Origin of the sequence: Myxococcus sp. CA051A, assembly GCF_013336705.1 — a bacterium.
Classification (GTDB): domain Bacteria; phylum Myxococcota; class Myxococcia; order Myxococcales; family Myxococcaceae; genus Myxococcus; species Myxococcus llanfairpwllgwyngyllgogerychwyrndrobwllllantysiliogogogochensis.
Map to the genome: position 1 here is coordinate 573540 of NZ_JABUMS010000003.1, position 25052 is coordinate 598591.

At 69.0% G+C, this 25052-nt stretch carries 22 protein-coding genes; 11 read left to right on the forward strand and 11 right to left on the reverse strand.

The annotated features are described in order from the left end of the window. Positions 1-164: 164 nt before the first annotated feature. Positions 165-2174, forward strand: a complete 2010-nt coding sequence (locus HUA74_RS12345) for an AsmA family protein (RefSeq protein ID WP_254625022.1) — start codon at positions 165-167, stop codon at positions 2172-2174. An 8-nt stretch (positions 2175-2182) separates the two neighbouring features. On the opposite strand, the gene HUA74_RS12350 is transcribed toward HUA74_RS12345, so the two are convergent. Together HUA74_RS12350 and HUA74_RS12355 are read right to left on the reverse strand one after the other, a co-directional pair. Next, positions 2183-2677, reverse strand: a complete 495-nt coding sequence (locus HUA74_RS12350) for a hypothetical protein (RefSeq protein ID WP_174454707.1) — start codon at positions 2675-2677, stop codon at positions 2183-2185. 777 nt (positions 2678-3454) lie between these two features. Beyond that, a complete protein-coding gene (locus HUA74_RS12355; protein WP_174454708.1) occupies positions 3455-4522 on the reverse strand; it encodes a hypothetical protein in 1068 nt (355 codons plus the stop codon). A 196-nt stretch (positions 4523-4718) separates the two neighbouring features. Here HUA74_RS12355 and HUA74_RS12360 point away from each other — a divergent pair, with 196 nt between their 5' ends. Then, complete coding sequence (locus tag HUA74_RS12360) at positions 4719-5573, forward strand: metallophosphoesterase (protein WP_141641952.1); 855 nt, start codon at positions 4719-4721, stop codon at positions 5571-5573. 31 nt (positions 5574-5604) lie between these two features. Then, positions 5605-7227: an adenylate/guanylate cyclase domain-containing protein gene (locus tag HUA74_RS12365; protein WP_174454709.1), complete on the forward strand. Its 1623-nt coding sequence runs from the start codon at positions 5605-5607 to the stop codon at positions 7225-7227. Here the strand turns inward: HUA74_RS12365 and HUA74_RS12370 are convergent. Both HUA74_RS12370 and rlmN read right to left on the reverse strand, forming a co-directional pair. Continuing rightward, positions 7217-7600 (reverse strand): hypothetical protein, encoded by a 384-nt coding sequence (locus HUA74_RS12370; RefSeq protein WP_141641950.1) that lies wholly within the window; start codon positions 7598-7600, stop codon positions 7217-7219. The genes HUA74_RS12365 and HUA74_RS12370 overlap by 11 nt on opposite strands. Positions 7601-7797: 197 nt before the next feature. Further along, positions 7798-8877 (reverse strand): 23S rRNA (adenine(2503)-C(2))-methyltransferase RlmN, encoded by a 1080-nt coding sequence (gene rlmN, locus HUA74_RS12375; RefSeq protein ID WP_141641949.1) that lies wholly within the window; start codon positions 8875-8877, stop codon positions 7798-7800. 164 nt (positions 8878-9041) lie between these two features. Here rlmN and HUA74_RS12380 point away from each other — a divergent pair, with 164 nt between their 5' ends. The 3 genes from HUA74_RS12380 (at position 9042) to HUA74_RS12390 (ending at position 13150) form a co-directional block, all read left to right on the forward strand. Next, complete coding sequence (locus HUA74_RS12380; protein ID WP_174454710.1) at positions 9042-10532, forward strand: glutamate--cysteine ligase; 1491 nt, start codon at positions 9042-9044, stop codon at positions 10530-10532. Between the two features lie 229 nt (positions 10533-10761). Further along, positions 10762-12189, forward strand: coding sequence for a hypothetical protein (locus HUA74_RS12385; protein ID WP_174454711.1), 1428 nt, complete (start codon positions 10762-10764; stop codon positions 12187-12189). A 205-nt stretch (positions 12190-12394) separates the two neighbouring features. Next, complete coding sequence (locus HUA74_RS12390) at positions 12395-13150, forward strand: hypothetical protein (RefSeq protein ID WP_254625023.1); 756 nt, start codon at positions 12395-12397, stop codon at positions 13148-13150. Between the two features lie 151 nt (positions 13151-13301). Here the strand turns inward: HUA74_RS12390 and HUA74_RS12395 are convergent, their stop codons facing one another. From HUA74_RS12395 to hemG, 4 genes are all read right to left on the reverse strand, one after another. After that, on the reverse strand, positions 13302-14072 hold the full coding sequence (locus HUA74_RS12395) for a response regulator (protein WP_174454713.1): 771 nt from the start codon (positions 14070-14072) through the stop codon (positions 13302-13304). After that, positions 14069-15124 (reverse strand): sensor histidine kinase, encoded by a 1056-nt coding sequence (locus tag HUA74_RS12400; RefSeq protein WP_174454714.1) that lies wholly within the window; start codon positions 15122-15124, stop codon positions 14069-14071. Before HUA74_RS12400 ends, HUA74_RS12395 begins: the two co-directional genes overlap by 4 nt. Positions 15125-15155: 31 nt before the next feature. Next, the gene (locus HUA74_RS46400) at positions 15156-15278 is read right to left on the reverse strand and encodes a hypothetical protein (RefSeq protein ID WP_256433504.1); all 123 of its coding nucleotides are present in this window, start codon (positions 15276-15278) and stop codon (positions 15156-15158) included. A 102-nt stretch (positions 15279-15380) separates the two neighbouring features. After that, the gene (gene hemG / locus HUA74_RS12405; RefSeq protein WP_174454715.1) at positions 15381-16766 is read right to left on the reverse strand and encodes a protoporphyrinogen oxidase; all 1386 of its coding nucleotides are present in this window, start codon (positions 16764-16766) and stop codon (positions 15381-15383) included. A gap of 97 nt (positions 16767-16863) precedes the next feature. Between hemG and HUA74_RS12410 the strand changes: the two genes are divergently transcribed. Then, the gene (locus HUA74_RS12410) at positions 16864-17562 is read left to right on the forward strand and encodes an SDR family oxidoreductase (protein WP_254614616.1); all 699 of its coding nucleotides are present in this window, start codon (positions 16864-16866) and stop codon (positions 17560-17562) included. 22 nt (positions 17563-17584) lie between these two features. Here HUA74_RS12410 and pdxH read toward each other — a convergent pair whose 3' ends face one another. Then, positions 17585-18169: a pyridoxamine 5'-phosphate oxidase gene (gene pdxH, locus HUA74_RS12415; RefSeq protein WP_141641942.1), complete on the reverse strand. Its 585-nt coding sequence runs from the start codon at positions 18167-18169 to the stop codon at positions 17585-17587. 77 nt (positions 18170-18246) lie between these two features. Between pdxH and glgA the strand changes: the two genes are divergently transcribed. From glgA to HUA74_RS12430, 3 genes are read left to right on the forward strand one after another with little or no spacing between them, the layout of a single operon-like run. Then, the gene (gene glgA, locus HUA74_RS12420; RefSeq protein ID WP_141641941.1) at positions 18247-19680 is read left to right on the forward strand and encodes a glycogen synthase GlgA; all 1434 of its coding nucleotides are present in this window, start codon (positions 18247-18249) and stop codon (positions 19678-19680) included. Positions 19681-19715: 35 nt separating this feature from the next. Next, positions 19716-20633 (forward strand): serine/threonine-protein kinase, encoded by a 918-nt coding sequence (locus HUA74_RS12425; protein WP_141641940.1) that lies wholly within the window; start codon positions 19716-19718, stop codon positions 20631-20633. Further along, a complete protein-coding gene (locus HUA74_RS12430) occupies positions 20633-21118 on the forward strand; it encodes an LEA type 2 family protein (RefSeq protein WP_141641939.1) in 486 nt (161 codons plus the stop codon). Before HUA74_RS12425 ends, HUA74_RS12430 begins: the two co-directional genes overlap by 1 nt. Positions 21119-21258: 140 nt before the next feature. Here HUA74_RS12430 and HUA74_RS12435 read toward each other — a convergent pair whose 3' ends face one another. Next, positions 21259-22602 carry a hemolysin family protein gene (locus HUA74_RS12435; protein ID WP_174454716.1) on the reverse strand — a complete coding sequence of 448 codons (1344 nt, stop codon included), beginning with the start codon at positions 22600-22602 and terminating at the stop codon, positions 21259-21261. Positions 22603-22656: 54 nt separating this feature from the next. On the opposite strand from HUA74_RS12435, the gene HUA74_RS12440 reads away from it, so the two are divergent. Beyond that, positions 22657-23442 carry a pilus assembly protein N-terminal domain-containing protein gene (locus HUA74_RS12440; RefSeq protein ID WP_174454717.1) on the forward strand — a complete coding sequence of 262 codons (786 nt, stop codon included), beginning with the start codon at positions 22657-22659 and terminating at the stop codon, positions 23440-23442. Here the strand turns inward: HUA74_RS12440 and HUA74_RS12445 are convergent. After that, entirely contained in the window at positions 23439-25001 is a 1563-nt protein-coding gene (locus HUA74_RS12445) for an LVIVD repeat-containing protein (RefSeq protein WP_254625024.1), read from the reverse strand. The genes HUA74_RS12440 and HUA74_RS12445 overlap by 4 nt on opposite strands. Between the last annotated feature and the right edge of the window lie 51 nt (positions 25002-25052).

Consider the following 25052-nt stretch of genomic DNA (forward strand, 5'->3'; position numbering starts at 1 on the left):
TCGCGGCGCTGCGGCCGAGGTGTCCCGTCCATGCTCAACGAGGACGGGAGCGTTCCACCGGAGGCACGAGTTCCCGAGGGGCGTCTCGAAGCCAGGGACTGCTCATCGTTGGGGCGATGAAACAGGATGCGAGGAACAGGAAAGACCCCTCCCGGCATCGCGCCTTGAAGGTCGCGCTCGGCGTCGTGGCCATGGCGTTGGTGCTGGTCGTCGGCGTGTTGGCGCTCAACCCTTCCTGGCTCGCGCAGCGTCTGCGCGGACAGGTCGAGACGGCCGCCACCCGGGCCCTTGGCCACAAGGTGACTCTGGAGAAGCTGGATGCGCAGTGGTTCCCGAAGCCTGGCGCCACGATGACGAATTTCCGGGCCGAGGGTGAAGGCGACGAGCCGCCCTTCCTGGAGGCCTCGCGTGCGACGGCCACCGTGCGGTTGTGGCCGTTCATCCGGAGCCTCGGCAAGGACGTGCGCGTGGGGGCGGTGAAGCTGGAGGAGCCTCGGGTGAACCTGGTCCGGCGCGCTGACGGGACGTGGAACTACGAGTCCGTCGGGAGTGCTCCGGGCAGCTCCAGCGGTGAGTCTGGAACAGGGGCCTCCACGGAGGCCTCCATCGAGAGCCTTCGGATTCAGGATGGCGTCGTTCAGGTGACGGACAGGCAGGCGGCAGGGGGCACGGCAGTGGCCGCGCTCCGGGACCTCGATGTGGACTTGAAGCACGTGGGGCCGGGCCTGCCGCTCGAGGGCTCGATGAAAGCGGCGGTCGCGGCCTCGAAGCAGAACGTGGAGGCGGACTTCAAGGTGGACCCACTTCCCACCGGCAAGCCCGCGCCCGGTCAGCCCTGGCCCACGGTGACGATGAAGCTGCGCGGAAGGGATTTCTCCGTGAGCGAGATTCGCGACTTTCTTCCGCCCTCGGCGACCGCCTACTTCACGGGAGGGCTGGTGGATGTCGACGCGGAGGTGAAGACGGACCAGGGACAGTACGTGCTCACGGGCCATGGAGCGGCGAAGGGGCTGAAGCTGAGAGGGGACCCTGCGAGCGGCTCGTTCGACTTCAACTCACGCATCGACCCCGCGAACGCGAAGGCGGCGAAGGTGAACTTCACGCGCCTCGCGCTCGCGGGTCCAGGTGTCGATTTGGGCGGGACGGCTTCGGTGCAGATGGCGCCTCCGCGCGTGCGGTTCGCGTTGGAGGGGAAGGAACTCGATTTGCAGCACCTGTTGGGGGCGCTTCCCAACGAGCCGAAGAAGCAGGAGGCCTCCAGTACGGCCACCGCGCTTCCCGCCACTGTGCGCGCGAGGCTCGGGAAGGTGGAGGTGGATGGGACGCTCAAGCTCGCGAGCCTTCGTCACGGGACGCTCCAGGCGACGAACGTGGACGCGGAGGCGAAGCTGGATGACGGGGTGCTCCTCATCGAGCGAGGAGGGGCGACGGTCTATGGCGGGCGCGCGGACCTCACGGGGACGAAGGTGGACCTCACGAAGTCGCAGCCCGCGTGGACGCTGAAGGCGAACCTGGACGGGATGAACACCGCGCAGGCCTTCCAGGCGCTGTCCGGACAGTCGTCGTTGCAAGGTCTCGCCAGTGGAGAGCTGCAGCTCAATGGAAGTGGCCTGGATTGGGCGCAGGTGCGTGACCGCGTCACGGGGGGAGGGAGCGTGCGTCTTCGCGACGGCGCGCTCACGACGGCGGACCTGGGTGGCGCGTTGGCTCCGGCCCTGTCGCAAGGACTCTCGGCGCTGGGGCAGAAGGGGGCGGCGGGGACCGTGCAGAAGGCGGGGAAGGGCACGCAGTTGAAGGACTTGAACGCGCGGTTCAGTGTCAGGAACGGCTGGGTCTCTTTCACAAAGCCCATGGCGTTCCAGACGGACCTGGGAAACGGAACGCTGGATGGCAGGGTGGGGTTGGATCAACGGCTGGCGCTCAAGGGCACGATTGAGGCGTCCAAGGATTTCGTCTCGGGACTCACCGGTGGGGCTGTTCCAGTGAAAGAGCCGGTGTCCATTCCGCTCACCATCACCGGAACGTTGAAGTCGCCCAAGGTGAACGCGGGGGGCCCGACGGATATCGCGAAGGGATTGTTGCCGGCACTGCCCGTGCCCAAGAGCATCCAGGACCCGGTGAACCAGGCGCGCAAGAGCCTGGGTGACCTCCTGAAGCGACCCGGCAAGAAGTAGGGGACGGGTTACTTCGCGGGAGGTTGGATGGGCTGGGGCTTCAGGCCGTGACGTTGCTTGAAGTCCGGCCACTCGCGCACGAAGTCCTGGGCGTTCCCGGCTTCGATTTCAGAGAAGCTCTTTTCCGACGAGTAGCTCCAACGGGGACGTGGCGAGGGGTGCTCACCCATTCGTTCGCGCAGCAGGTCGAAGGCCAAGATGGCCCAGTGGGGTGGAGGGCTCTCGGTGACGACCGTCTCGAGGACATTCGCGACCACTCGGTCGACGTCCTTGCTGGGAAAGCCGCGAAGGAGCTTGAGCAACAGCGCGAAGGTGTTGTCGAAGGAGGGATAGGCGACGACGTCGCGAGCCAGTTCCTCGCGATAGCCTTGGACCCGCGACCTGTCCGGAGGCGCTCGTGGGTCGTAGAATGAATGGACCGCATCGAACTCTTCGGACCCCAGGTCGGACACGCCATCCCAGCGTGTCACGGGATGGATGGCGGCGAGCACCCTCCAGTCCAAGTGCGCCTCCTCGAAGTCGGGTGTCTCCCCAGCGAGTCGTGCCTGAATCCATCGGTCCAGTGCCTGCCGGGCCGCTGTGATCACCCGTCGGTAGGCTGCCACATCCGAGTCGCTGGCTGCGAAGCGCGTCCCACAGAACGGCCACACGGGCACCCATTGGCCATCCTCCTTGTTGAGGAACGCGACGACCGTAAGCCCTACCTGGACATTCGTGTCGCATGGGCTCGCGGACAGGATGAATGTCTCGACGCGCTCTCCGGTGCGTACCGAGCCTTTCCAGGTCTCACGAACCTCCAGGGTCACGCTGGCGACGTATCCCAACCCCACGTAGTCCTCCGGATCATTTGGCCGCTCGCGCACGCTCTCGACTTCTGCCCAGACGATGAGCTGGGCTTCGTGCGCCAGCTCCCAAAGCGTATGCGGCGGAGCGGGAGATGAGGCCCTGGCTTGGGGTGCATGGCTGAGCACCGTGACGAGTGTCAGGGCGAGAAGTTGATGTGTCGCTCTGGCGGCTGTCCACCGAGAAGCAGCGAGTGTGGATGGCGCGGTTCGAAGTGCGAGGGGCGATTGTTCACGCATGAGGGCAGCTCCTGTGGAGCAGGAGCATCCCGTTCCATGCATGGAGGTCGCTCACGCGGACTCCATCGCTGCATCATGCTTTCATCACGAGGCCGCCCTGGTTGCAGCCTCCGCGCACGCGCGACGGCCTCCATCAACGCGGCAAGAATGAGGGTCGGGGCATGCGCGCGCGTCGCGCACGGAGGGTACCGTCCGCCACTAGAAGGGGATGGTCCCCCCTGTTTCGTCGACGAGGGGCGCGGCGAGAAACACGAGCCGTCGGGGCTTCAGTCCATGACGCTTCTTGAAGCTCAGCCAGTCCCGAGCGAGAGCCCTGGCTTGTTCCGCCTTGGCTTCAATGGGGCTTTTCGAAGGCACCCTCTTGTACCAAGGGGTCCGTGGTTCGGGCTTCTCGCCGTGACGCTCGCGCAGCAGGTCGAAGGCCTTGGATATCCAGGGGGGCGCCCCCTGCTCCACGAAGACTGTCTCGAGGACATTCGCGGTGGCCCGGTCGAAATCCCTGTTGGGGAAGCCACGCATGGTGGTGAGCATCTGCGCCACCGTAAGGTCAAATGACGGCTGTGTCGTGAAGCCGTGCGCCAGTTGCTGTCGCTGGGCTCGTGTCAGCGCAGCGGCTCCCTGTGACAGTTCGTACAGTCCATCCCAGCGAGTCGCCGGATGAAGCGCGGCGCGTACCTGCCAGTCCAGGTGTTCCTGCTCGCTGTTGGCAGTCGCCTTGCGATGGTGCCGTGCCAAGCGGGCCTGCGCATCCCGGGCGGCTGTCACCCCCCGCCGATACGCATCGACATCGGCGGGGTTCGTCGGATGGCGCGTTCCGTAGGACATGCCCACGGTCCACCATCGACCGTTCCCGTTGGACAGGAACGCGATGACCGAACGCCCGGCTTCGTAGCGAGGTGGCGCCGGGCACATGATGTCCGATGAGAACAGCACCTCGACGCGCTCTCCGGGACGCACCGAACCCTTCCACGTCTCCCGGATCTTCAGCGTCGCGATTTCGTCGTCGTCCCATGGCATCCCTTGTTCATCGCGTTCTCTTGGCGCGATGCGCACTCGCTCGACGTCCGCCCAGACGATGAGCTCCGCCTCTTGCGTCAAAGGCCACAGCGTCACGGGTGGGATGGGATAGGCCTCGGCGCGCGGGACGTGGATGAGCAGTCCGACCAGGGTCAGCGCCAGCAGTCCGCGTGTTGCCTCGGAGCCGGGCCACCAGACGCCGCGCGTGGAAGTGGCTGCGAGAACCGGGTCGGGGGGCTGCTCACGCATGGACGTTCCTCCTGAGGAGGAGAAGCATCCCAACCCGCATCGACCCGGAGGCCGACTGGGGTCCATGTCTCCATCATGGTTCCGTCACAAGCCCGCCCCCGGGGCCGCCTGCTCGCACAGAGATGTCGCTTCCCCTCCATCCGCATCCAGGGAGAATGCCGGCACCCGGCCGGCCGTTGCCCGGGCGGGAGATTCGATGCGCTTCATCCACTGCTCCGACGTCCACATCACCGACGACTACTTCGCGCTGCCCCTGCGCCGGCTCGGCTGGCGTCGCTGGGTCGCCCTGGCCGAGCTCACCGTGGGTGGCCGCGCGAAGCGCTACGCCCGCGCCCCCCACGCCCTTTCCGCCATCGCCCGCGAGGTGCAACGCCACACGGCCGACCACTTCATCCTCTCCGGTGACCTCACCGCCTACGCGCTCGACAGCGAGTTCCGAGGCGCGCGCGAAGCGCTGGGCTCCCTGGCGGACGACCCGCGCCGCTGCACCATCATCCCCGGCAACCACGACGTCTACACGCCGGGCAGTCACCAGAAGGGCCGCTTCGCGAGCCACTTCGGTCACCTGCTGGAGAGCGACCTTCCAGAGTATCGCCGCGAAGGTGCCTTCCCCTTCGTGCGCCTCGTGGGCACCGAGGCCGCCGTGGTGGGCCTGCTGTCCGCCCGCGTCCCGCTGACCCCGGGTCTGTCCTACGGCGTCATCGGCGACGCTCAACTCGAGGGGCTGGCGGCCCTGCTGAAGGACCCTCGCCTGGACGGGCGCGCCGTGTTCGTCGTCGTCCACCACGCGCCCCTGACGCGCAAGGGACAGGCGGACCACTGGCACCACGGCCTCCGAGACGCCCAGGCCCTGCTGCGCCTGCTCCCCGGCCCGCGTTACGCGGTGCTCCACGGCCACATCCACCAGCGCTACCACCACCCCGCCACCGCCGAGCGCCCCCACATCTTCGGCGCGGGCTCCTCCACCGAGGCCGGTCACGAGGGCTACTGGCTCATCGAGGTGGCTGGGGGACAGGTGCTGGGCGGGCAGCCCCAGACGCCGGCCCTGTGACAGCCAGCGTCCATGGCGGTAGAACGCGCTGATGACGCATCCGCCGCACGCACCGCCGTCCACGGATTTGAGTCTGGAAGAGTACAAGGCGCTGCGCGCCCTTCAGCGCGCCGTGGATGACCTGCTGGAAGAGAGCCTCCGGGAACGAGAGAACCTCACCCAGTCCTTCCGCCGCTGCTTCCCGCCCATCCTCGCCCTCACCGGCGCCCGCGCCGTGGCGCTGACGACGCGTGACGAGGACCTGCGAGTGCAGACCTGGTGCGAGGGGGACTGGGGCGAGGACTTCCCCGGGCCCCTGCTGGAAGGTGCCCCCGGCGTCCGGCGCCTGGGAGAGGCGACGCTCGTCACCCAGCCGCTCGACGTCGCTGGAGACCGCGTGGGCTCCTTCGGGCTGCTCTTCACCGGGGACCACGCGTCACCGGAGGCCTCGGCGCGAGTCCTGCGCGTGCTGGACACCATCGCCGAGCAGCTCGACACGGTGCTGTGCATGGTCCACACCGCGTCGGAGAAGCACCAGCTCATCATCCAGTGCAACGCGCACCTGGCCAACCCCGTGTTCGAGGTGGGCATGGACCAGGCGGTGCTGACGCTGGCCCAGCGCGTGCGCCTGCCGACCTTCCTGTTGCTCTACCGCGACGCGGTGCGGGCGCAGGTGCTGCACTACCGCATGTACCGCCACGGCCACCTGGAGTTCGAAAGCGGCGAGCAGCCCAGTCCGGACCTGGAGAAGGCCCTGCGCCAGCACGGCCACCGGCTCCTGGCCGCCGAGGTCTCCGCGCTGCGCCAGCTGCTCCCCGGCCGCACCACCGAGGCGGTGCTCATCTCCGGCGCCGCCACCAGCGAGCCCCTGGGGAAAATCGCGGTCTCCTGCGACGAGGGCTTCTCCGCCTACGCCATGGACCTCATCCGCGTCCTGGCCTCCACGCTCAGCCAGCGCCTGCTCGACTACAACCGCGAGCGCATCCACCTGTCGCAGTTCTTCCCCAACGCCATCATCGACGCGCTGTTGCAGGACCCCAACTACGCCCAGCACCTGCGCGCGCAGGACCAGGAAGTGGGCATCCTCTTCGCGGACATCAACGGCTTCACCCGCATCTGCGAGCACGGCTTCGACAGTCCGCGCAGCATCGCCCGCTTCGTGGATGAGTGGAGCGCGCGCGCCGTGGACTGCATCTGGGAGCACGGCGGTGTGTTCGACAAGATGGTGGGCGACTGCGTCATCGGCCTCTTCGGCCCGCCCTTCTTCAAGTCCAGTCGCGTGGAGCGCTCGCAGGCCGCGGTGCGCGCAGCGTGTGACATCCAGGCGCTCACCGCCGCGCTGGGCGCTCGCGAGGAAGTGATGGCGCTGTGCGAACGCGTGAAGCTGCCGGGCCTGGGAGTCGCTGTCGGCGTCAACCTGGCGAACGCCAACTGCGGCCTCTTCGGCCCCAACCGGCAGTACACGGCGTTCTCCAGTGGGATGAACCAGGCGGCGCGACTCCAGTCGCTCGCGGGCTTCCGGGAGACGCTGGTGATGGCGAGCGCGCGGGAGGCACTGGTGGGCTCGCGGGAGCCGTTCGTCCAGCGACTGCGCTTCGGCGCGCTCGCGGAGACACCGGTGAAGAACGTGGCGCAGCCCCTGCGCCACTACCGCCTGGAGCCGCTCACGCCGTGAGGTGCGAGGCCGCGTAGCGCCGGGAGAAGTGAATCCACCGGCGCTCGTCCACTTCCACCTGCCACTCGGAGTTGGGTGTCAGCGGCAGCCGCTGCTTGAGGAAGCTCTCCAGATGGTCCGCGGCCTTCACCGGCGTGAGGCCCGGCGCGCGGAACGCGATGTGGAGCGAGACTTCGAGTCCGTCGGAGACGTCGACGGAAGCGCAGATGCGCAGCGCACCCACGCGTCGTTGATAGAGCGTGTTCTGCCCGGGCCACGCGGCGGGGTCTGTCTCCCGACGAATGACCGCGAGCCAGTTGGACGGCTGGAGGATGAAGTCGAGCAGGTCGCTGCTCGCTTCTTCCGTCGTTGCGTGCTCCTGGATGGAAAGCATCGCCCACCTCCCCTGGGAAGCCGATGGAAAGAATGTGCCCACGGCCATGGAGCGTGCAAGAGGCCCCCCACGGAAACCTCGCGGGTGTCCGCCAACGACACAAGCTTGCGAAATCTGGTGTGGGACCGGGACCGCATTCGCCGGCGGCGCACGTTAACGGGGGCGCCTGACATGCGCGCGCCCAACCCGCCACCTGCTCACGGGCTGGTGGGAAGTGAACGGCGGGAGCGTCGCTCCACGGCGGACTTGAGCTGACCACAACCCGCGTCGATGTCGATGCCCCGGCGTTGACGCACGGTGCTGGGGACACCGTGCGACATCAGCACGTCCTGGAAGGCGCGCACCGATGCGGGCTGACTCGGGTCACCGTCGTAGCCCACCGTGGGGTTGAGGGGGATGACGTTGACGTGCGCGTCCATGCCGCCCAGCAGCGCGCCCAGCGTGTGCGCGTGCTCCGACGTGTCGTTGCGGCCCGCGATGAGCGTCCACTCGAAGAAGATGCGGCGCTTGCGTCGGGCGATGTAGTAGCGGCACGCGTCCATCAGCTCGGCCAGCGGCCAGCGACGTCCCGCGGGCACCAGTGCGGCGCGCTCCGCGTCGGTGGCGCCGTGGAGGCTGACGGCGAGCTGCACCGGACGGTCCTCGTCCGCGAGCCGGCGGATGCCGGGCACCACGCCCACGGTGCTCAGCGTGATGAAGCGCGGCGCCAGCGCCAGGCCCAACGGGTCCACCAGGACATCCACCGCGGCCAGGGTGTTGTCGTAGTTGTGCAGCGGCTCGCCCATGCCCATGAGGACGACGTTGCGCAGCGACTCGCCGGACGCGCGGAGGATGCGCTGCACGTGGAGGATCTGCCCCACGATTTCGCCGGGGGTGAGGTGGCGCGAAAGACCCATCTGTCCCGTGGCACAGAAGACACAGCCCATGGCGCACCCGGCCTGGGTGCTGATGCACACCGTCGCACGTCCCTTGAAACGCATGAGGACGGTTTCAATCGTCTGGCCGTCTTCCAGGCGCAGCAGGAGCTTGTGGGTGAAGCCGTCGGAGCTGAAGGCCTCGTGGTGCGTGGCCAGGTGGCTCAATCGGGTGCGCTCACGCAGTGTGTCGCGCAAGTCGGAGCGCAGGCCCTCCACTTCGTCGAGCGCTCGCGCCTGCTGACGGTACAGCCCGGACCACAGCACGTCGCGGTGGTGGGGCCGGAAGCCCCAGTCGGACAGCAGCGCGCCCAGCGCGGGCCGCGTCAAATCGTAGAGGTTGGTGGGCGTGTCGGACGGCATGGCCAGGGCCCCAGATAACACACCCGGGCCGGCGTCACCCGGGGCCGCGCGGGCCGCTGGGCACGGGGCGCGCGAAGACTCCCACCCGGCATGCCTGGCGGGCGACCCGGCGAGCCCCCGGCGCGTGCTGCCGGTGCGGGCGACCGTGCACATCCTGTCCGGCCATGGGGCTCGCGATTGAGCAGGAGGAATTCCTTCCAGGAGACTACGCGCGGTTCTCGCGGCGGCTCGACGAGAACCTGGAGGCGCTGCGTGTGCTCCTGGCGCGGCCGGGCTTCGGTGAGGGGCCGACGACGATTGGCGCGGAGCTGGAGTTGTTCCTCGTGGACGCCCGGGGCTTTCCGTTGCCGGTGAACCGGCAGGTGCTCGCGCAGACGGTGGACCCGCGCGTGACGCTGGAGATGGACCGCTTCAACCTGGAGGTGAACCTGCGCCCCGGTCCGCTGGCGGGCAGGCCCTTCACCGCGCTCGAGGCGGAGTTCGAGGACTCGCTCGCCGAGGTGCGGCGCGCGGCGGCGACGCAGGGCGCGCGGGTGGCGGCCATTGGCATCCTCCCCACGCTGCGCGAGGCGGACCTGGGCCCCAACGCGTTGACCGCCCAGCCTCGCTACCACGCGCTCAACGCGGCCATCCGCCAGCGGCGCGCGGCGCCCATCCAGGTGGCCATCACCGGTGAAGAGGAGGCGCTGAAGCTCGCGTGGGACGACGTGACGCTGGAGGGCGCGAACACGTCGCTCCAGTTCCACCTGCGCGTGGCGCCGAAGGACTTCGCGCGCCTGTACAACGCCGCGCAGTTGGCCACCGCGCCGGCGCTGGCTGTCTCCGGAAACTCGCCGCTGTTCCTGGGCCGCAAGCTCTGGGACGAGACGCGGGTGGCGCTGTTCCGTCAGTCGGTGGATGACCGGGGCGAGCCGGGAGAGGGCGGGTTCCAACCCCACGCGCGGGTGACATTCGGACACGGGTGGGCTCGCGAGGGCGCGTACGAGCTGTTCGCGGAGGCCGTGGCGTTGCACGCGCCGCTGTTGCCCGTCGTGGGGCACGAGTCTCCGCTGGAGCGCGTGGCGGCGGGGGGCGTGCCCGGCCTGGAGGAGCTGCGGCTGCACCAGGGCACCGTGTGGACCTGGAATCGTGCGGTCTATGACCCGAAGGACGAGGGCCACCTGCGCATCGAGCTGCGCGCGTTGCCCGCGGGCCCGACGGTCGTGGACATGGTGGCGAATGGTGCCTTCCTGCTGGGGCTGACGCTCGGGTTGGCCGAGCGAATGGATGCGCTCCTGCCGGCGCTGCCCTTCGCGCATGCCGTGGGGAACTTCATGCGTGCGTCGCGGCGGGGGCTGGACGCGGAGCTGCTGTGGCCGGGCGAGTCCGCGCCGAGCCCCCGCGTCGTGCCCGTGGTGGACTTGCTGCGCCAGCTCATCCCGGTGGCCCGACGGGGGCTCTTGTCGGCGGGCGTGGAGGTCGACGAGGCGAACCGGATGCTCGACATCATCTCCCAGCGCGTGGACCTGCGGCGCACGGGCGCGCGCTGGCAGCGACAGATGCTGACCCACCTGGAGGCGCAGATGCCACGACAGGATGCGCTGGCCGCGATGCTGGAGCGCTACCTGGAGCACGCCGCCTCGGGGCGCCCCGTGCACGAATGGCCCGTGGGGTGAGCGCGCTCGAAAGGAGCTTCCGCCTGCCTGGCGTCCCGCGTGGCGGCGCGCGTGAGGCCCGAAGCAGCTGACGCCTCGCGGAAGCTCCACTCACCTCGTCTCCAGCGCACGGGGCGTGAGACCCGCCGGGCTGTCGTTCGGTGGGTTGTTCATTGCGAGCAGGCCCGGCTCGGGTTGAATATCTGGCTGCCCGCCGCGTCAGCGGCCGAGCACCCCTGCCTCCGCGCTCATGTTCAGACTCCTTCCGCCGCTGTTGCTGCTCGTCGTTCTCGGTAGTGCCTGTGCCACCCTGCGCGGTCGTGCCGATGAGCTGGCGCGCAACGGCCAGTTCGTGGAGGCCGCCGCCATCTACGACGAACTCGTCACCAAGAACCCCTTCGAGAAGGAACTCGTCTCCGAGCGAGACGGCCTGCGCGGCAAGGCACTGGGACAGCTGCTGGGCAACGCCCGGCGCTATCGCCTGGAGGGCATCGACGAGAAGGCGGAGGACGACCTCTTGCGCTTCCTCGACCGCCGCGCGCAGTGGAACTCCAAGCTCAATGGTGGCCTGGAGAGCTCTCTGCTGGAGGAGATGGAGGGCACGCACAAACACCTGCGGCTCACCATCAGCAATCCCGCGAAGCTGGGGCTCGCGCTGACGGCGGAGGAGACGCTCGTGCGCAAGCGGCCGTTGCTCTCACACAAGGAGATGGTCGTCATCCAGCGGGAGATGGAGTCCGTGGTGGTCCAGAGCGGCAAGGAGGTGTGCCAGCGGCTGCGCGACGTGCCCTCGGACGACGCGCCCCACTGGCGGGAACTCGTGTCGCGCTACTGCCGTCACTGGCGCGAGTTCGCTCCCGAGCCGCCGCCAGCGCCCGAACTCACCGCGGCGCCATCATGGACGGGCCAGGTGGGCGGCCTGGACTCCGCGCGCATGGAGCTTTTGCGCACCCGCCTCACGCGCGCCTTCGAGTCCTCGCCCTGGTTCTCTCCCGCCGCGAGCCACCATCCCGAGCTGTCGCTGGCCGGCCGCTTCACCACGCTCCGCGACAGCCGCTCCGTCGAACTGACCGCCCCCTATACCGAGAAGGTCCCCTACACCGACCACGAGGAGCGCACGGAGACGGTGGAGGTGCCCTATGAAGTGGAAGAGGAGTACACGGACAAGAACGGCGAGAAGAAGACGCGCAAGGTGACCAAGGTGCGCACGTACACCCGCAGCTTCACCGTCGCCGTGACGCGCTACAGAGATGTAGCTCGCACCTTCGAGTTCCACGCACTGCGTCTGTCGGTGGAACATGAGCTCACCTTGTCGTCTTCAGGCGTACTGGATGCCCGGCGTGGGCCCATGTCGGCGGTGCTCCAGGACCACCTGTCCGAGTCCGCGTACGAGCACGACGTCACCTTCGGCCCCGGCGACGTGTCCCCTCGCCGCGCGAACTTCACGCCGCCGGAGTCCTGGCTCGAGGAGCGCGTGGAACAGATGAGCGCGCGCTTCGCCCAGACGCTCCAGGAACACTGGCGCGAGTCCTACTGCACCACGCCCGCACGCACATTGGACGAGGCCGCCCGCTGTGCACGCGCCGGTGCCACGCTTCCTACTCCTGCATACCAGGTTCTCTCTGAAGTCCTCGGTGACGACGCAGCGCGTGTGCCGTCGCTGTTCGTGACGCGGTGACGCGGTGCGAGAGGCCGCGTCAGGTACTCAGCGGGTCAATTGAGACTGGGTGGATTGTTCACGCCTATTGACGTGAAATACCTGTGAGTGCGGGTCAGACTGGTTTGTCACTATTCGTACTCAGCAGCGGAAATTTCACTCAGAGGACCGTATGCATCCGAATGAAGTCCGAAGCCTCGCCCGTCGTGGCACCCTCGTGATGTGGATGGCTTCTTCCCTGGCACTGGCCGCGTGCGGAGACGCGGACCTGGAAGCCGCTTCCACGCAGGACGCTGTCGTCGTGGAGCAGTCCGGCGCCCTGGAAGTGGAAGGACTCGTCGCCGACCGCCGCATCATCGTCTACCTGACTGGCAGCCAGTCGCTGTACGCGGTGCAGGATGGCAAGCCGACGATGATCGCCCAGCGCAGCGGCGCACCGTCGGTGTCTCCGGATGGCCGTGAAGTGGTCTACGCGAAGCTGCCCGACTCGTGGAAGGCGGGCGATGCGGTGACGCGCACGGAGCTGCACGTCTACAACGTGAAGAACGGCAAGGACGACAAGCTGACGTCGGGCCATGACGACCAGGACCCGTCGTGGTCGCCGGATGGCAAGCGCATCCTGTTCCAGTCGAAGAAGCGCTCGGGGCTCTCCTCGTTCTGGAGCGTGAAGGCCAATGGGAAGGACCTGGATCAGCTGACGAACGCGGGCTGCACCCAGACCAATGACCCGGCCTTCGTCCCCACGCCCGCGAGCAGCACCGGCGTGCAGTGGGCGCCGAATGATCGCCGCATCATCGTCTACTTCACGTCGCAGACGAGCGACAGCGAGGTTCGCGTCATGAGCTTCAACCAGAGCCTTGGCGTCGCCTCCGCGTACAGCCTGGGCAAGGGCACTTCTCCGAAGTGGACCGAGCGCGGCACCGTCACCTTCCTGCGCACGGTGAACGGCGGCAGCGTCGAAGTCGAAGTGAGCGTTCAGTAGTCCGGAACGCGGCGTGAGCTGGGCGCGCCGCGAGCAGGGATGACTCCGAAGTGGGAGTCATGCAGTGAGCTTCGACGAGGTTGAATGGCCGCGCGCGGAGACGAGGGGCTACGGAGGCCCTCTCTCGCCGCGGCAAACCTCGCGAAGGACTTCAGCCTTCGTCCTCGGCGCCTCGGCGCAATCCCAGCATCCGCCGCAGCTCCCGCGCGGATTGACGGCTGATCTCCACCGCGTGTCCCCGCGCCGTTCGCGCCAGGTAGCCTCCCGTCTCCAGGGGCTCCAGTCGCGCGACGTGACGCAGGTTGAGCAGCGCCCTGCGGTGGACGCGATGGAAGAGCTCCTCCGGCAGTTTCTCCGCCAGCTCGTTGAGGGTGAAGTCGGTGAGGAACTCGCCCTGCGTGGTGAACACCGTCACCAGCTCGTCATCGAGCGACGCGTGGGAAATCGTCTCCGGGTCCACCAGGACGATGCCCTGGCGCGTGGGGATGGGCAGCCGCGCCAGCGCTCGGGGCGCGGACTTCTCCGGAGCCGGGGTGTCACGCGGGCGGGCGTCGGCCTCGATTCGCGCCCGCGTGCGCTCCAGCGCCTTCTGCAGTCGCGCGGGCTCCACGGGCTTGAGCACGTAGTCCGCGGCGCCGTGCTCGAAGGCCTCCACGGCGTGCTCGGCGTGCGCGGTGCAGAGGATGACGCGCGGGCGTCCCTCGGGGAGCAGGGCCAGCGCGTCCAGGCCACTGAGGCCGGGCATGTGGATGTCCAGCAGCACCACGTCCACGCCGCCCGCGCGCACCGCGGCGAGCACGGCCTCCCCATCCGCGGCCTCGCCGCACACCTCCACGTCGGGCAGGGCGCCCAGCAGGCGCGACAGCCGCTTGCGGGCGAGCAGCTCGTCATCGGCGATGAGGACTCGCAGCGGTCGGCTCACGTGACGACTCCATGCAAGGGGCCCGAGCGGGGCAGGGTGACGGTGACGCGGGTGCGGCCCGCTTCGCTACTCAGGGCCAGGTGCGCCCGGTCGCCATAGGCCAGCGCGAGGCGCCGCTCCACGGTGGGCAATCCCGCGCTGCCTTCTCGCGGGCCCTTGGACGCTCCGGGGTTCTCTATCGCGACCTCGACTTCACGCTCGCGCACGCGCACGCCCAGCGACAGGCGCCCCCGGTGTCCCGCGGCCGGGCCGTGTTTCACCGCGTTCTCCGCCAGGGGCAGCAGCACGAGCGGTGGCACGGGCACGTCCTCCGCGCCCGGCGCGACGTCCAACGCGAGCTGGAACAGCTCCGGGTCTCTCAACAGGTGCAGGTCGAAGAGGGTGCGCATCAGCGCCAGCTCCTCCGACAGCGGCCAGGTGGCCTTGCGCACGCCGGCGAGCACCGAGCGCAGCATGGTGGACAGCCGCAGCACGGCGGCCTCCGCCACGGCGCCGTCCTCGCGGCACCACTCCGCGATGGCGTTGAGCGTGTTGAAGAGGAAGTGCGGGTCCAGGTGGCTGCGCAGCGCGAGCAACTGCGCCTGCTCCGCTTCCAGCGCGAAGCGGGTCGCGCGGGCGCGCTCCTTCGCCAGCGTCTCCTCGAAGCCGATGTCCCGCCCCAGGCCCCAACCGCCCACGAGGAACAGCGCGTTGCACACGATGAGGTTGGTGGGCTGCGTCAGGAACGTGGGCCCCATGCCCAGCAGCTTCGGCAACACGAAGCCGGAGGTGAGCACCACGCCACTTCCCACCGTGCCGTACATCAACACGCGCACGCCGCCGTGGCTCAAGTCGAGCCCGCCGGGAAAGAGGACGCGGTAGGAGACGGGGGCCACCGCCACGAAGAGCAGGCACATCAGCACGCCCAGGTGGGGCGCGAGCGCTTCGTGGCTGAAGCGCGTCTGCGCGGCGACCAGGGGCGCGGACACCAGGAGGATGGGCACGAGCCTGCGGGGCTCCGCGAGGGCCCGCAGCGTGGCGCGGACGATGGACCCTTCTGGCTTCTCCGACATGCTCCGGAGGGAGCCTACACCCTCGGAGTCATCACCGCGCGGGCTGCTCCTCCACCTCCAGCTCGAAGGCGTCGACGAGGATGCTGCCGACGAGGACGACGGGGAAGAGGAGGATGGCCGCGAAGACGAGGAGGGGGGTGGGCAAGGTGAGCATTGCGGGCTCCTGAGTCTTGGCAGCATGCACGCCCAGTCTGACGTGGCGCCCGCTCCGCGCTGACGGCCCCGGGCTGGACGGTCGCCACCCGGGGCCGAACGGTCATCCCCGGGGGCTCGCCGCGAGCAACGCGTCCGCGAGCTGGAGACCGTTGCGGATGCAGTCGTTGAGTCCCACGCCCTTGTAGGCGTTGCCCGCCAGGTGGAGCCCGGGCCAGCGGCCAAGCCCCTGGTCCACGGCGGCCATCCGCTCCAGGTGTCCCACCGTGTACTGCGGGATGCCCCGAGGCCAGCGGTAGACCTGCGTGAGCGACGGCGTCGCCGTGACACCCGCGAGCGCCTTCAGTTCCTCGCGCGCCAGGGCCACCAGCGCGGGCTCGTCCAGCCCCACCAGGTCCGGCCGCTTCGCGCCGCCCACCATGCAGGTGTACAGCACGCGGCCCGCCTCCACGCGGAAGGGGAACACGGTGGAGGCGTGGATGGAGCCCAGCAAGCGACGTCCCTCGGTGGGAGGGACGAGGAAGCCGAAGCCGTCCGGTGCGGGCGTCGTCCCCGCGTCGAAGCCCAGGTGCACCACGGCGATGGGCGCGTACTCGATGCCGCCCACGCGCGCCGCCAGCTCCGCGTCCAGGGGATGCAGCAGCCCCTGTGTCACATATGCGGGCGCCGCCAGCACGACTTCGCTCGCGTCCAGCTCCGCGCGCCGCCCCTGCTCGCTCACCGCCAGCCGCCAGCCGCCGTCCACGCGCGTCAGGCCCTCCACCGTGGCGCCCACGCGCACAGCGTCTCCCAGCGAGGTGCCCAGCGTGTCGATGAGTGTCCCCAACCCGCCCTCGAAGGTGCTCAGCGCGCCGCTCAACTTCGGCGCCGGAGTCCCGCCCGCGGGCAGGGCCTTGCGCTGGGCGCGCTGTGCTCGGATGGCGCCCAGGATGAGACTGCGGTGCTCATGCTCCAGCTTCACGAGCTGCGGAAACGTGGCGCCCACGCTCAGCCGCTCCACGTCTCCAGCGAAGATGCCCGTCTGCACCGCGTCCAGCAGCACCCGCGTCGCGGTGTGCCCCAGGTGCCGCCTGCCGAAGTCCGCCAGCGATTCATCGGCGCCCGCCGCCGCCCGTCCACTGAACAGCTCCCCCATGACGCGCAGCTTCGCGCCCAGCGGGAGGATGTCCGAGCCGAGGAACGCGGGCGGAGACGCGGGCACCGAGCGCAGCCGGCCTCGGGTGTAGACATACCGTCGCTTCGCCGCCGGGTCCGCGGCGCGAATCCTGTCTTCCAGTTTCAGCGCGGATGCCAGCTCTCGCGTGGCGGGCTCGCGGTCCAGGAAGCTGTTGGGGCCTGTTTCGAGGAGGAATCCCTGGTGCTGTCGGGTACCCACTGCCCCGCCGAGCCGGGTGGATGTCTCCAGGAGAACGGCAGCCCTACCGCGTGAGCGCAATCGCCAGGCGACGACCAGACCTGAAATCCCACCTCCTACGACGGCGACAGTCATCGGTTGTCCCTCCTGAATCAAATTTTCCGGTGACCAGCGTGCACTCGGTGCTCGACAACATCTCGTGTTTTGCCAAGGACAACCATTCGGCGCGTTAATGAAGGGTATGCGCTACGTCATCACCGGAGCGAGCAGGGGCATTGGTTTCGAGTTTGTCCACCAGCTCCTCGAGCGCGGCGACATCGTCGACGCCGGGGTGCGCACCGAGGAGGGACTTCAGCGACTGGAGCCCTTGAAACGGGGCAGTGCGGGGCGCCTGCGTCTTCATCCGCTCGACGTGGCCGAGGAGCGCAGCGTCAGGACTTTCGCCTCGGCGGTGTGCGCCGAGCCGGTGGATGTGCTCATCAACAACGCGGGAGTCCCGGGGCTGTGGTGCGCCTTGACGGACGTGGACTACGCGGACGTGGTGCGCACGTTCGCCGTCAACGCGCTGGGGCCCTTGCGTGTCACCAGCGCGTTGTTGCCCGCACTGCTGCGTGGTGTCGCGCGCAAGGTGGCGCACGTCACGTCTCGCATGGGCTCGCTCGCGGGGAACAGCGAGGGCGGCGCGTATGCCTATCGGATGTCCAAGGTCGCGCTGAACATGGGCGTGCGCAACCTGTCCAATGACTTGCGTGGCCAGGGCATCGTCTCCGTGTTGCTGCATCCCGGCTGGGTGAAGACGGACATGGGCGGTCCGGACGCGCCGCTGCCACCAGGCGACTCGGTGCGCGGCATGCTGAACATCATCGACGGGCTGCGCGCCGAACACAGTGGCCGCTTCTTCGACTACCAGGGCGAAGAGGTGCCCTGGTAACCGACGCGGGACGCCGGACGCGTCACGGATAGAGCATCTGCGCGTGCCAGCCATCCGGCTCGCGCAGGTAGACGTGGCGGTCATGCAGGCGACTTTGGCGCGAGTGCCAGAACTCGATGCGGTCCGGCACCACGCGGAAGCCAGACCAGTGCGGAGGCCGGGGCACCTCGGCTCCGGCGTAGCGCTTCTCCACGTCCTCCACGCGCGTCTCCAGCTCGTCGCGCGAGCCGAGCCGCTGGCTCTGGAGGCTGGCCCACGCGCCCACCTGGCTGCCGCGCGCGCGGCTCTTGAAGTACGCGTCCGCCTCCTCGTCGGAGACGACCTCCACGCGGCCCTCCACGCGGACCTGCTCCTCCAGCGGCTGCCAGTAGAAGCACAGCGCGGCGAAGGGATGGGCGAGCAGCTCGCGACCCTTGCGGCTCTCGTGGTTGGTGAAGAACACGAAGCCGCGCGAGTCGAAGTCCTTGAGCAACACCACGCGCGCGCTGGGGCGACCGTCGGCGCCCACGGTAGCCACCACCACCGCGTTGGGGTCCACCGGAATGGCCTGTTTGGCGCGCTCGAACAGGTCCGAGAATCGCTGGATGGGGTCGGGAGGTATCAGCACGGGCGCAACATAAGGGACGGGGAAAGGGCGCGCACGTTCGCGGTTGACTCATCCCGTGCAACCGTCATGGTTGCCACATGAAGATTCTCTTCATCTCCTCGGAGGTGGCGCCCTTCTCCAAGACGGGAGGGCTGGGGGACGTGGCCGGCGCGCTGCCCGTCGCGCTCGCGTCGCTGGGCCATGACGTCAAGGTCGTCACCCCGCGCTACCGGGATTTGCGGGACGCTGGGCGCCTGTCTCCCACGGGCCAGTCGCTCCAGCTTCGCTTCCCCTTCGGAGAGCAGGGCGGCCCCATCCTCTCCGCGCGGATGTCGGAGCGGCTGGAGGTCCTCTTCCTGGAGAACGAGTTCTTCTTCGGCAACCGCCACGGCCTGTACGGCGATGCGTGGGGTGAGTTCGGCGACAACGCCCGGCGCTTCGCCTACCTGTCCGTGGGCGCGCTCCAGGCCGCCCAGCGGTTGGGTTTCGTGCCGGACATCATCCACGCCAACGACTGGCAGACGGGGCTCGTCCCGGTGGCGCTGCGGCGCGGCTTCCAGTCCACCGCGCTGGCTTCCGCCAGGAGCGTGTTCACCATCCACAACCTCGCGTACCAGGGCCAGTTCCCCAAGGGCGTGATGGCGGACCTCGGGTTGCCGTGGGACTTGTTCACCTCCGAGGGGGGGCTTGAGTTCTACGACACCGTCAACCTGCTCAAGGGCGGCCTCGTCTTCGCCGACGCGCTCACCACGGTGTCCCCCACGTACGCGCGTGAAATCCAGACGCCCGAGCAGGGCTACGGGCTGGACGGCCTGCTTCGCCGCCGCTCCCATCGGCTGCACGGCATCCTCAACGGGGTGGACACCCACGAGTGGAACCCGGCCACGGACCCGTTCCTCCCGGAGCGCTTCGGCCCTCGGGAGCTCGCGGGCAAGGCGGTGTGCAAGCGCGAGCTGCTCAGGCGCTTCGGGTTGCCGGAGGGGGATGCGCCGGTGTTCGCCATCGTCAGCCGGCTGGCGTGGCAGAAGGGCATGGACCTCCTGCTGGACGCGCTGCCCACCGCGCTCCAGGCGGACATCCGCTTCGTGGGCGTGGGCAGCGGCGAGGGTCCCCTGGAAGAGGGGATGCGCGCGTTGCAAGAGCGTTACCCGAAGCAGGTGTCCGTGCACCTGGGCTTCGACCCGGCGCTGTCACATCTGGTGGAGGCCGGGGCGGACTTCTTCCTGATGCCCAGCCGGTATGAGCCGTGCGGCCTGAATCAGATGTACTCCCTGCGCTACGGGACGGTGCCCATCGTCCGGGCCACCGGAGGGCTGGTGGACACCGTGGAGGGAGGGCTGGACGGCAACGGAATCCTCTTCGAGGCCTTCCACCGGGCCGCCCTCCTGGCCGCCTTCCGCAGGGCCCTCTCCCTCTACGCGGACCCGCTCCGGCTCGGGGATTTCCGGCGTCGAGGCATGGAGAAGGACTTTTCCTGGGATGCGTCCGCCACCCGGTACGAGGCGCTGTATTCAGCCCTCGTTGCTGAATAATGGGTGCGGACGGAAAATCGCAGTAGGCTTGTGCCGTGGCGGAAGCTCCGGACCTGGGTGGTTATGAGGTAGTCGGCCGGTTGGCTGTCGGCGGCATGGCGGAGGTGTACCAGGCGAAAGCCCGGTCCACGACGCAGCGCTCGCCGGGCGAGCCGGACGAAGTCGTCATCAAGCGACTGCATCCGTCGTTTCGCAACGACACGGCCTATGTGAAGGCCTTCGTCGACGAGGCGAAGCTGACGGTGCGCTTGCGGCACGCGCACATCGTCCGGACGTTCCGCCTGTTCAAGGCGGGTCCGGACTACCTCATGGTGCAGGAGCTCGTGAGTGGCCGGACGCTCGGCTACATGCAGGAGCTGTTGCTCAAGGCCGGCGCGGCGATGCCGCCCGAGTCCGCCTGCTACATCGCCTGGTGCATGCTCAAGGCGCTCGACTACATCCACCGGGCGAAGGTGGGGGAGAACGGCGCCACCATCGTCCACCGCGACATGAATCCGGCCAACGTGCTGTTGGGCATCAACGGCGACGTGAAGGTGACGGACTTCGGCGTGGCGGAGGTCGAGGGGATGATGCGCGGTGATTCCGGAGCGCTGCGCGGCACGCTGCCGTACATGAGCCCCGAGCAGGTGCTGGGGCAGGCGGTGGATGCGCGCACGGACCTGTATGCGGTGGGCGTCATCCTGTGGGAGCTGTTCGCCAGCCGGCGGCTGCACTCCGGGGAGAACGAGTCGGACCTGATGCACCAGGTGCGCGACGCGCGGGTGCCGCTCTTGTCGTCGGTGACGTCGGACCTGCCGGACTACGCGGTGCAGGTGGTGCGCAAGGCGCTCTTCGCGGACCGGGTGCGGCGCTTCCAGTCGGCGGCGGAGTTCATCAAGGCGCTGGAGGCGCTGTCCCGCCGCGCGGGCTGGCCCCTCACGGTGGAGGCGCTCCAGCCCCTGCTGGGCGGCTGATGCGAGAGCGTCGCGAGCTGCTGGCGCTGCTGGCGGGCGCCCTCCTGTCTTCGGGGTGCCTGGGCTCGGTGCCCTTCCAGCCGCGCGCGTATGACGACGCGGTGAGGGTCGAGTCGCTGAGCGTGGACTTCCATGCGGACGGCTCGGGGGTGCTCGACGTGGGGCTCCAGGTGAAGAACCCGTCTTCGGACGCGGCCACCCTCACGTCGGTGGACTTCGAGCTGTGGGTGGACGGACGGCGGGTGGCCTCGGGGCAGCAGCACGTGGACGCGGCGCTGCCTCCCGATGGGGAGGCTCCGCTGCGCGTGCTTTTCCCACTGGCCGCCGAGCGCGTCATCGCCGTCACGGGAGAAGCGCCGGTGCCGGTGCGCGTGCGCGGTGGCGTGGTGCTGCGCTTCGGGCGCACCGAGCGGCGCGCGCCCTTCCGGGTGCAGGGCTCGCAGAAGCTGACGCATGTGCCGCCGCTCGAGGGCGCGAGCGACTGAATCACGCGACGGGTTCGCCGCGGCGGTGGCATGTGCCGCCGCTCGAGGGCGCGGCCGACTGAAACACGCGGTGCTCGCAGCGACGGGTGCCCGTGCCGTCGCTCGAGGGCGCGAGCGACTGAGGTGCTTGCGCCGTGCGCTCAGGACTTGGCGGCCGGCGACTCCGCGCGAGACTCCTTGGCGCGGGGCTCCTTGCCGGGCGTGCTGCTCTTGAGCCGGGACATGCGCACGCGGTCGATGCGGGCGCCTTCCTTGTTGGCGACGACGAACTGCCAGCCGTTGTAGGTGAAGCGCTCGCCCACGTCGGGCAGATGCCCGGCCAGTGACGACAGGTAGCCGCCCAGCGTGTCGAAGTCGCCCTCGGGCAGGGGGAAGCCGAACGCCTGCGTGAAGCGGTCCACCTCCATCGCGGCGTCCACCATGAAGCTGCCGTCCGCCATCTTCTCGACGAGCTTCTCCTCCACCTCGAACTCGTCGCCGATGTCGCCGACGATTTCGCGCAGGATGTCCTCCAGCGTCACGATGCCCATGAAGCCGCCGTACTCGTCGACGACGATGGCCATGTGAATCTTGCGCTTCTGCATGTCCCGCAGCAGGTCGCCGATGGGCTTCATCCACGGCACGAAGTGCGCGGGGCGGATGATGTCCTGCAGGACGATGAGCTCCGGGTGCTGGAGCAGCGGGATGATGTCGCGCGCGTGCAGTACGCCGATGATGTGGTCCACGTCGTCCCGGTACACGGGGATGCGCGAGTGGTTCTCCTCGGCGAGCAGCCGCAGCAGGTCCTCGGAGGAGATGGTGCTGTCCACCGTGACGACTTCCGTGCGCGGCACCATGACGTCGCGGCAGCGCTTGTCGGACAGCTCGAAGATGGAGCGGATCAGCTGCGGGGCGCTCTTGTCGACCTCGTTCTTCGCCGCCTGCGCGGCCAGGAGCTTCTCCAGCTCCTCCAGCGGCGGGGGAGGGGGCTCGAAGCGCAGCGTGCGACCGAACGTGCGGGCCACCAGGTTGAGCACCCCCAAGACGAAGCGCATCGGCGGATACAGCACCGCCACCAGCAGCGACACGACGCCGGACAGCCGCAGCGCCCAACGCTCCGGGTTGGCATTGGCGAGCCCGCGCATGGTGACTTCCATGAGGCTTGCCAGCACACCGACGAAGAGCGCGCCCGCGGCGACCGTGGCCACCGGCAACCAGGCGGCCTCGCCGTAGCGCGTCAAGTCCAGCATGCGCGGCGGGACGAAGGCGCCGATGGCGGCGGCCAGGAATCCGCTCAGCAACGTGCCCAGTCGCAGCGCGGTGGCGGTGGCCTCGCGCTCCGTCTTGTGGCGGAGGACGCGTCGGCTCGACGCGCCTTTGTGCTGTTCCGCCAACTCCTGGGCGCGCAGGTCGGAGGTTCCGTAAAGCGCGGACTCCGCCGCGGCGACCAAAGACCTGACGAAGCACAGCGCCAGGCAGGCGACCCAGAGGGCCCAGGTAGGCATAGAGGCCCGTTCTTATCCCGTGCTAAGGGTCCGTTCCACCCCGCCGGAGCCCTCATGCCCGCTCGCATGTATTTCCTTGGCGCACTCCTGGCCCTTCTCGTCCCCGCCGTGGCTGGCGCGTGGCCGGTGGACATGGTCCTACCCCTGGAGGCGGGCAAGGAGCGCTTCCAGAAGCTGGCGGCCGTGGACTGGGTGGAGGTGGAGGACGCCTCCGTCGCCACCGCCGAGGTGCTCCCGGGCACCAACGAACTGTTGCTCACCGGTCAGAAGGAGGGGCGCACGCTCCTCTTGCTGTTCGCGGAGGGGCGCTTCGCGGTGTGGCGCCTCACGGTGGGAAATCCGCCTCCGGAGGACGTCTCGTCCAAGCTGGCCTCCGCGCGCAAGGCCTGTCCGGACCTGAAGGCCACGCAAGGCGCGGAGCGCTCGCTCACGGCCACGGTGAAGGACGCCTCATGCCGCGCGGCGCTGCTGGAGATGCTGCGCACGGACGCGTATGTGGCTCGCGAGCTGGAGCTGACCTTCGAGGTGCCGGCGCTTCAGGAGCAGCTGTCCTCGGTGGTCGCCGCGCTCCAGCCGCTGGGCCTGACGGCGAACTACAGCGGCGCGGGCCTGGTGGTGACGGGCACCGCGAGCCGTGAGGACTGGCACCGGGCGCTGTGGGAGCTGTTCCGCCGCTCGGTGGGCCGCGTGCCACTGGAGGACCGGGTGGAGTTGAAGGCGCCGGAGCCGGCCGCGGCGGTGCCGGACGCTGGCCCCGCTGTCCAGGTGGAGCCGCCGGTGGAGGTGGAGATTCTCTCTCCGCCTCCGAAGAAGCCGCCGCGCAAGAAGCGCGGAGGCTAGGGCGCTGTCTCTCGCAGGATGATGAGCCCGCGCGACGAGTCCACCGTGTAGATGTAGCCGTCGCCCGGCACGCGGATGCCGAGGGCGCCGTCGTAGAAGCTCTCGCCCCGCCCCGCGTCGTCCGGCCGGAAGGTGCGGTAGTGGGCCACCTCGCGCGGAGCCTCCGGAGTGGACACATCCAGCACGCGCACGCCCTCGTGGTACCAGGCGACGTAGAGCTTCGTGCCGGACAGCACCATGTTGTGGATGGAGATGTGCTCCCGCATCCGGTGCTCGCCGAGGAGCTTCACGGAGGCTGGGTCCGTGACGTCGAGCACGCGCAGATGCGCGCCCCAGTCCTCGCCGCCCTCGAAGGCGATGATGCGCTCGCCGTAGCGCGCGACGGCGCTCGCGTGGCTGGTGGAGTGCGCGTAACGGTAGGAGCCGAGCTGCCGGGGCGTCCCGCTCTGCTCCAGCGCGCCGATGACATAGCCGGCGCGCCAGAAGTTGACGTAGAGCCTCCCCTCGAAGGCGAACATGTCGTGCGGCCCGTAGGAACTCGCGGCGTCGAAGCCCGCGGCCTGGAAGGCGCCCGTCAGCCGTGGAGACAGGGGGATGGTGACGTCGTAGACAAGCACCTCTCCGGTGGGCGCGGGCGAGGCGGCGAGCAGCGTGTTCTCGTACACGAACACGGTGTGCACGTTGGTGCGCGTTCCTCCCGTCGCGAACGCCTCCACGGGATGGGCGGGGTCGGTCAGGTCGAAGACGATGACCCCGCGCACGCCGCTGGCGACATAGAGCGCATCGCCGTGGGACCAGACGCCGTTCCAGTACGTGTCATTGGTGCGCTGGATGTGCTCGGTCAGCACGGGGTGAGCCGGGTCCCTCACGTCGTAGACGAAGAGGCCTCCGCCGAGCGAGACGACGTAGGCGTGCCCGTGAGTGACGTACACGTCGACGGGCAGTCCCGGTGTCACAGGCGTCTCGGACACCCGTTCCAGACCGGAGGACTCCGGTTCGTCCGTGGGGACGGTGACCTTCTTCGCGTCGAAGGTCCCCTCGCCCTCCACTCGTCCGTTGAGGCATTCCACGAAGCAACCCTGCAGCCGTCCGGGCTCTGGAGACTGGCAGCCCAGGAACGAGCGGCGACGGACACCGTTCGTGCCTTCCGTGCGCGAGGCGGAGAGGAAGATGTTGCCGCCAGCCACACCCACCAGTCGCGTGTCCAGGTTCAGTCCACCGGCGGACTGGGGGCCGGTGGGGGCCAGCCTCATGGACAGGGGCGCGAAGCTGTAGGTGTTTCCGTAGCGAGGATTCCTCGCGCGGACGTGAAGGGTATAGACGCCGTCCAGCTCCAGCGTCGCGAGCCCTCCAGGAGTGCAGCCGCTCGCATCGAAGCTGCCCTGGCTTCCGCAGGCATTGGAGGCCGTGTCCACCTTGCATGCGGCGAAGGCGCCCATGTCCTTCCAGTCGCCCTCGTCCGAGCCGCCCGACGGGGGGCCGGGCATCGGTGTCTGCTTGTCGTTGCTGCAGGCCGTCAGGGCCAGGGTCACCGCGGCCAGCGTCAACAGGGCACGCATGGAGCTCATCCTGATGGGGGTGGGGTGTGTCCGCGTCGGAGGGACGCGGAG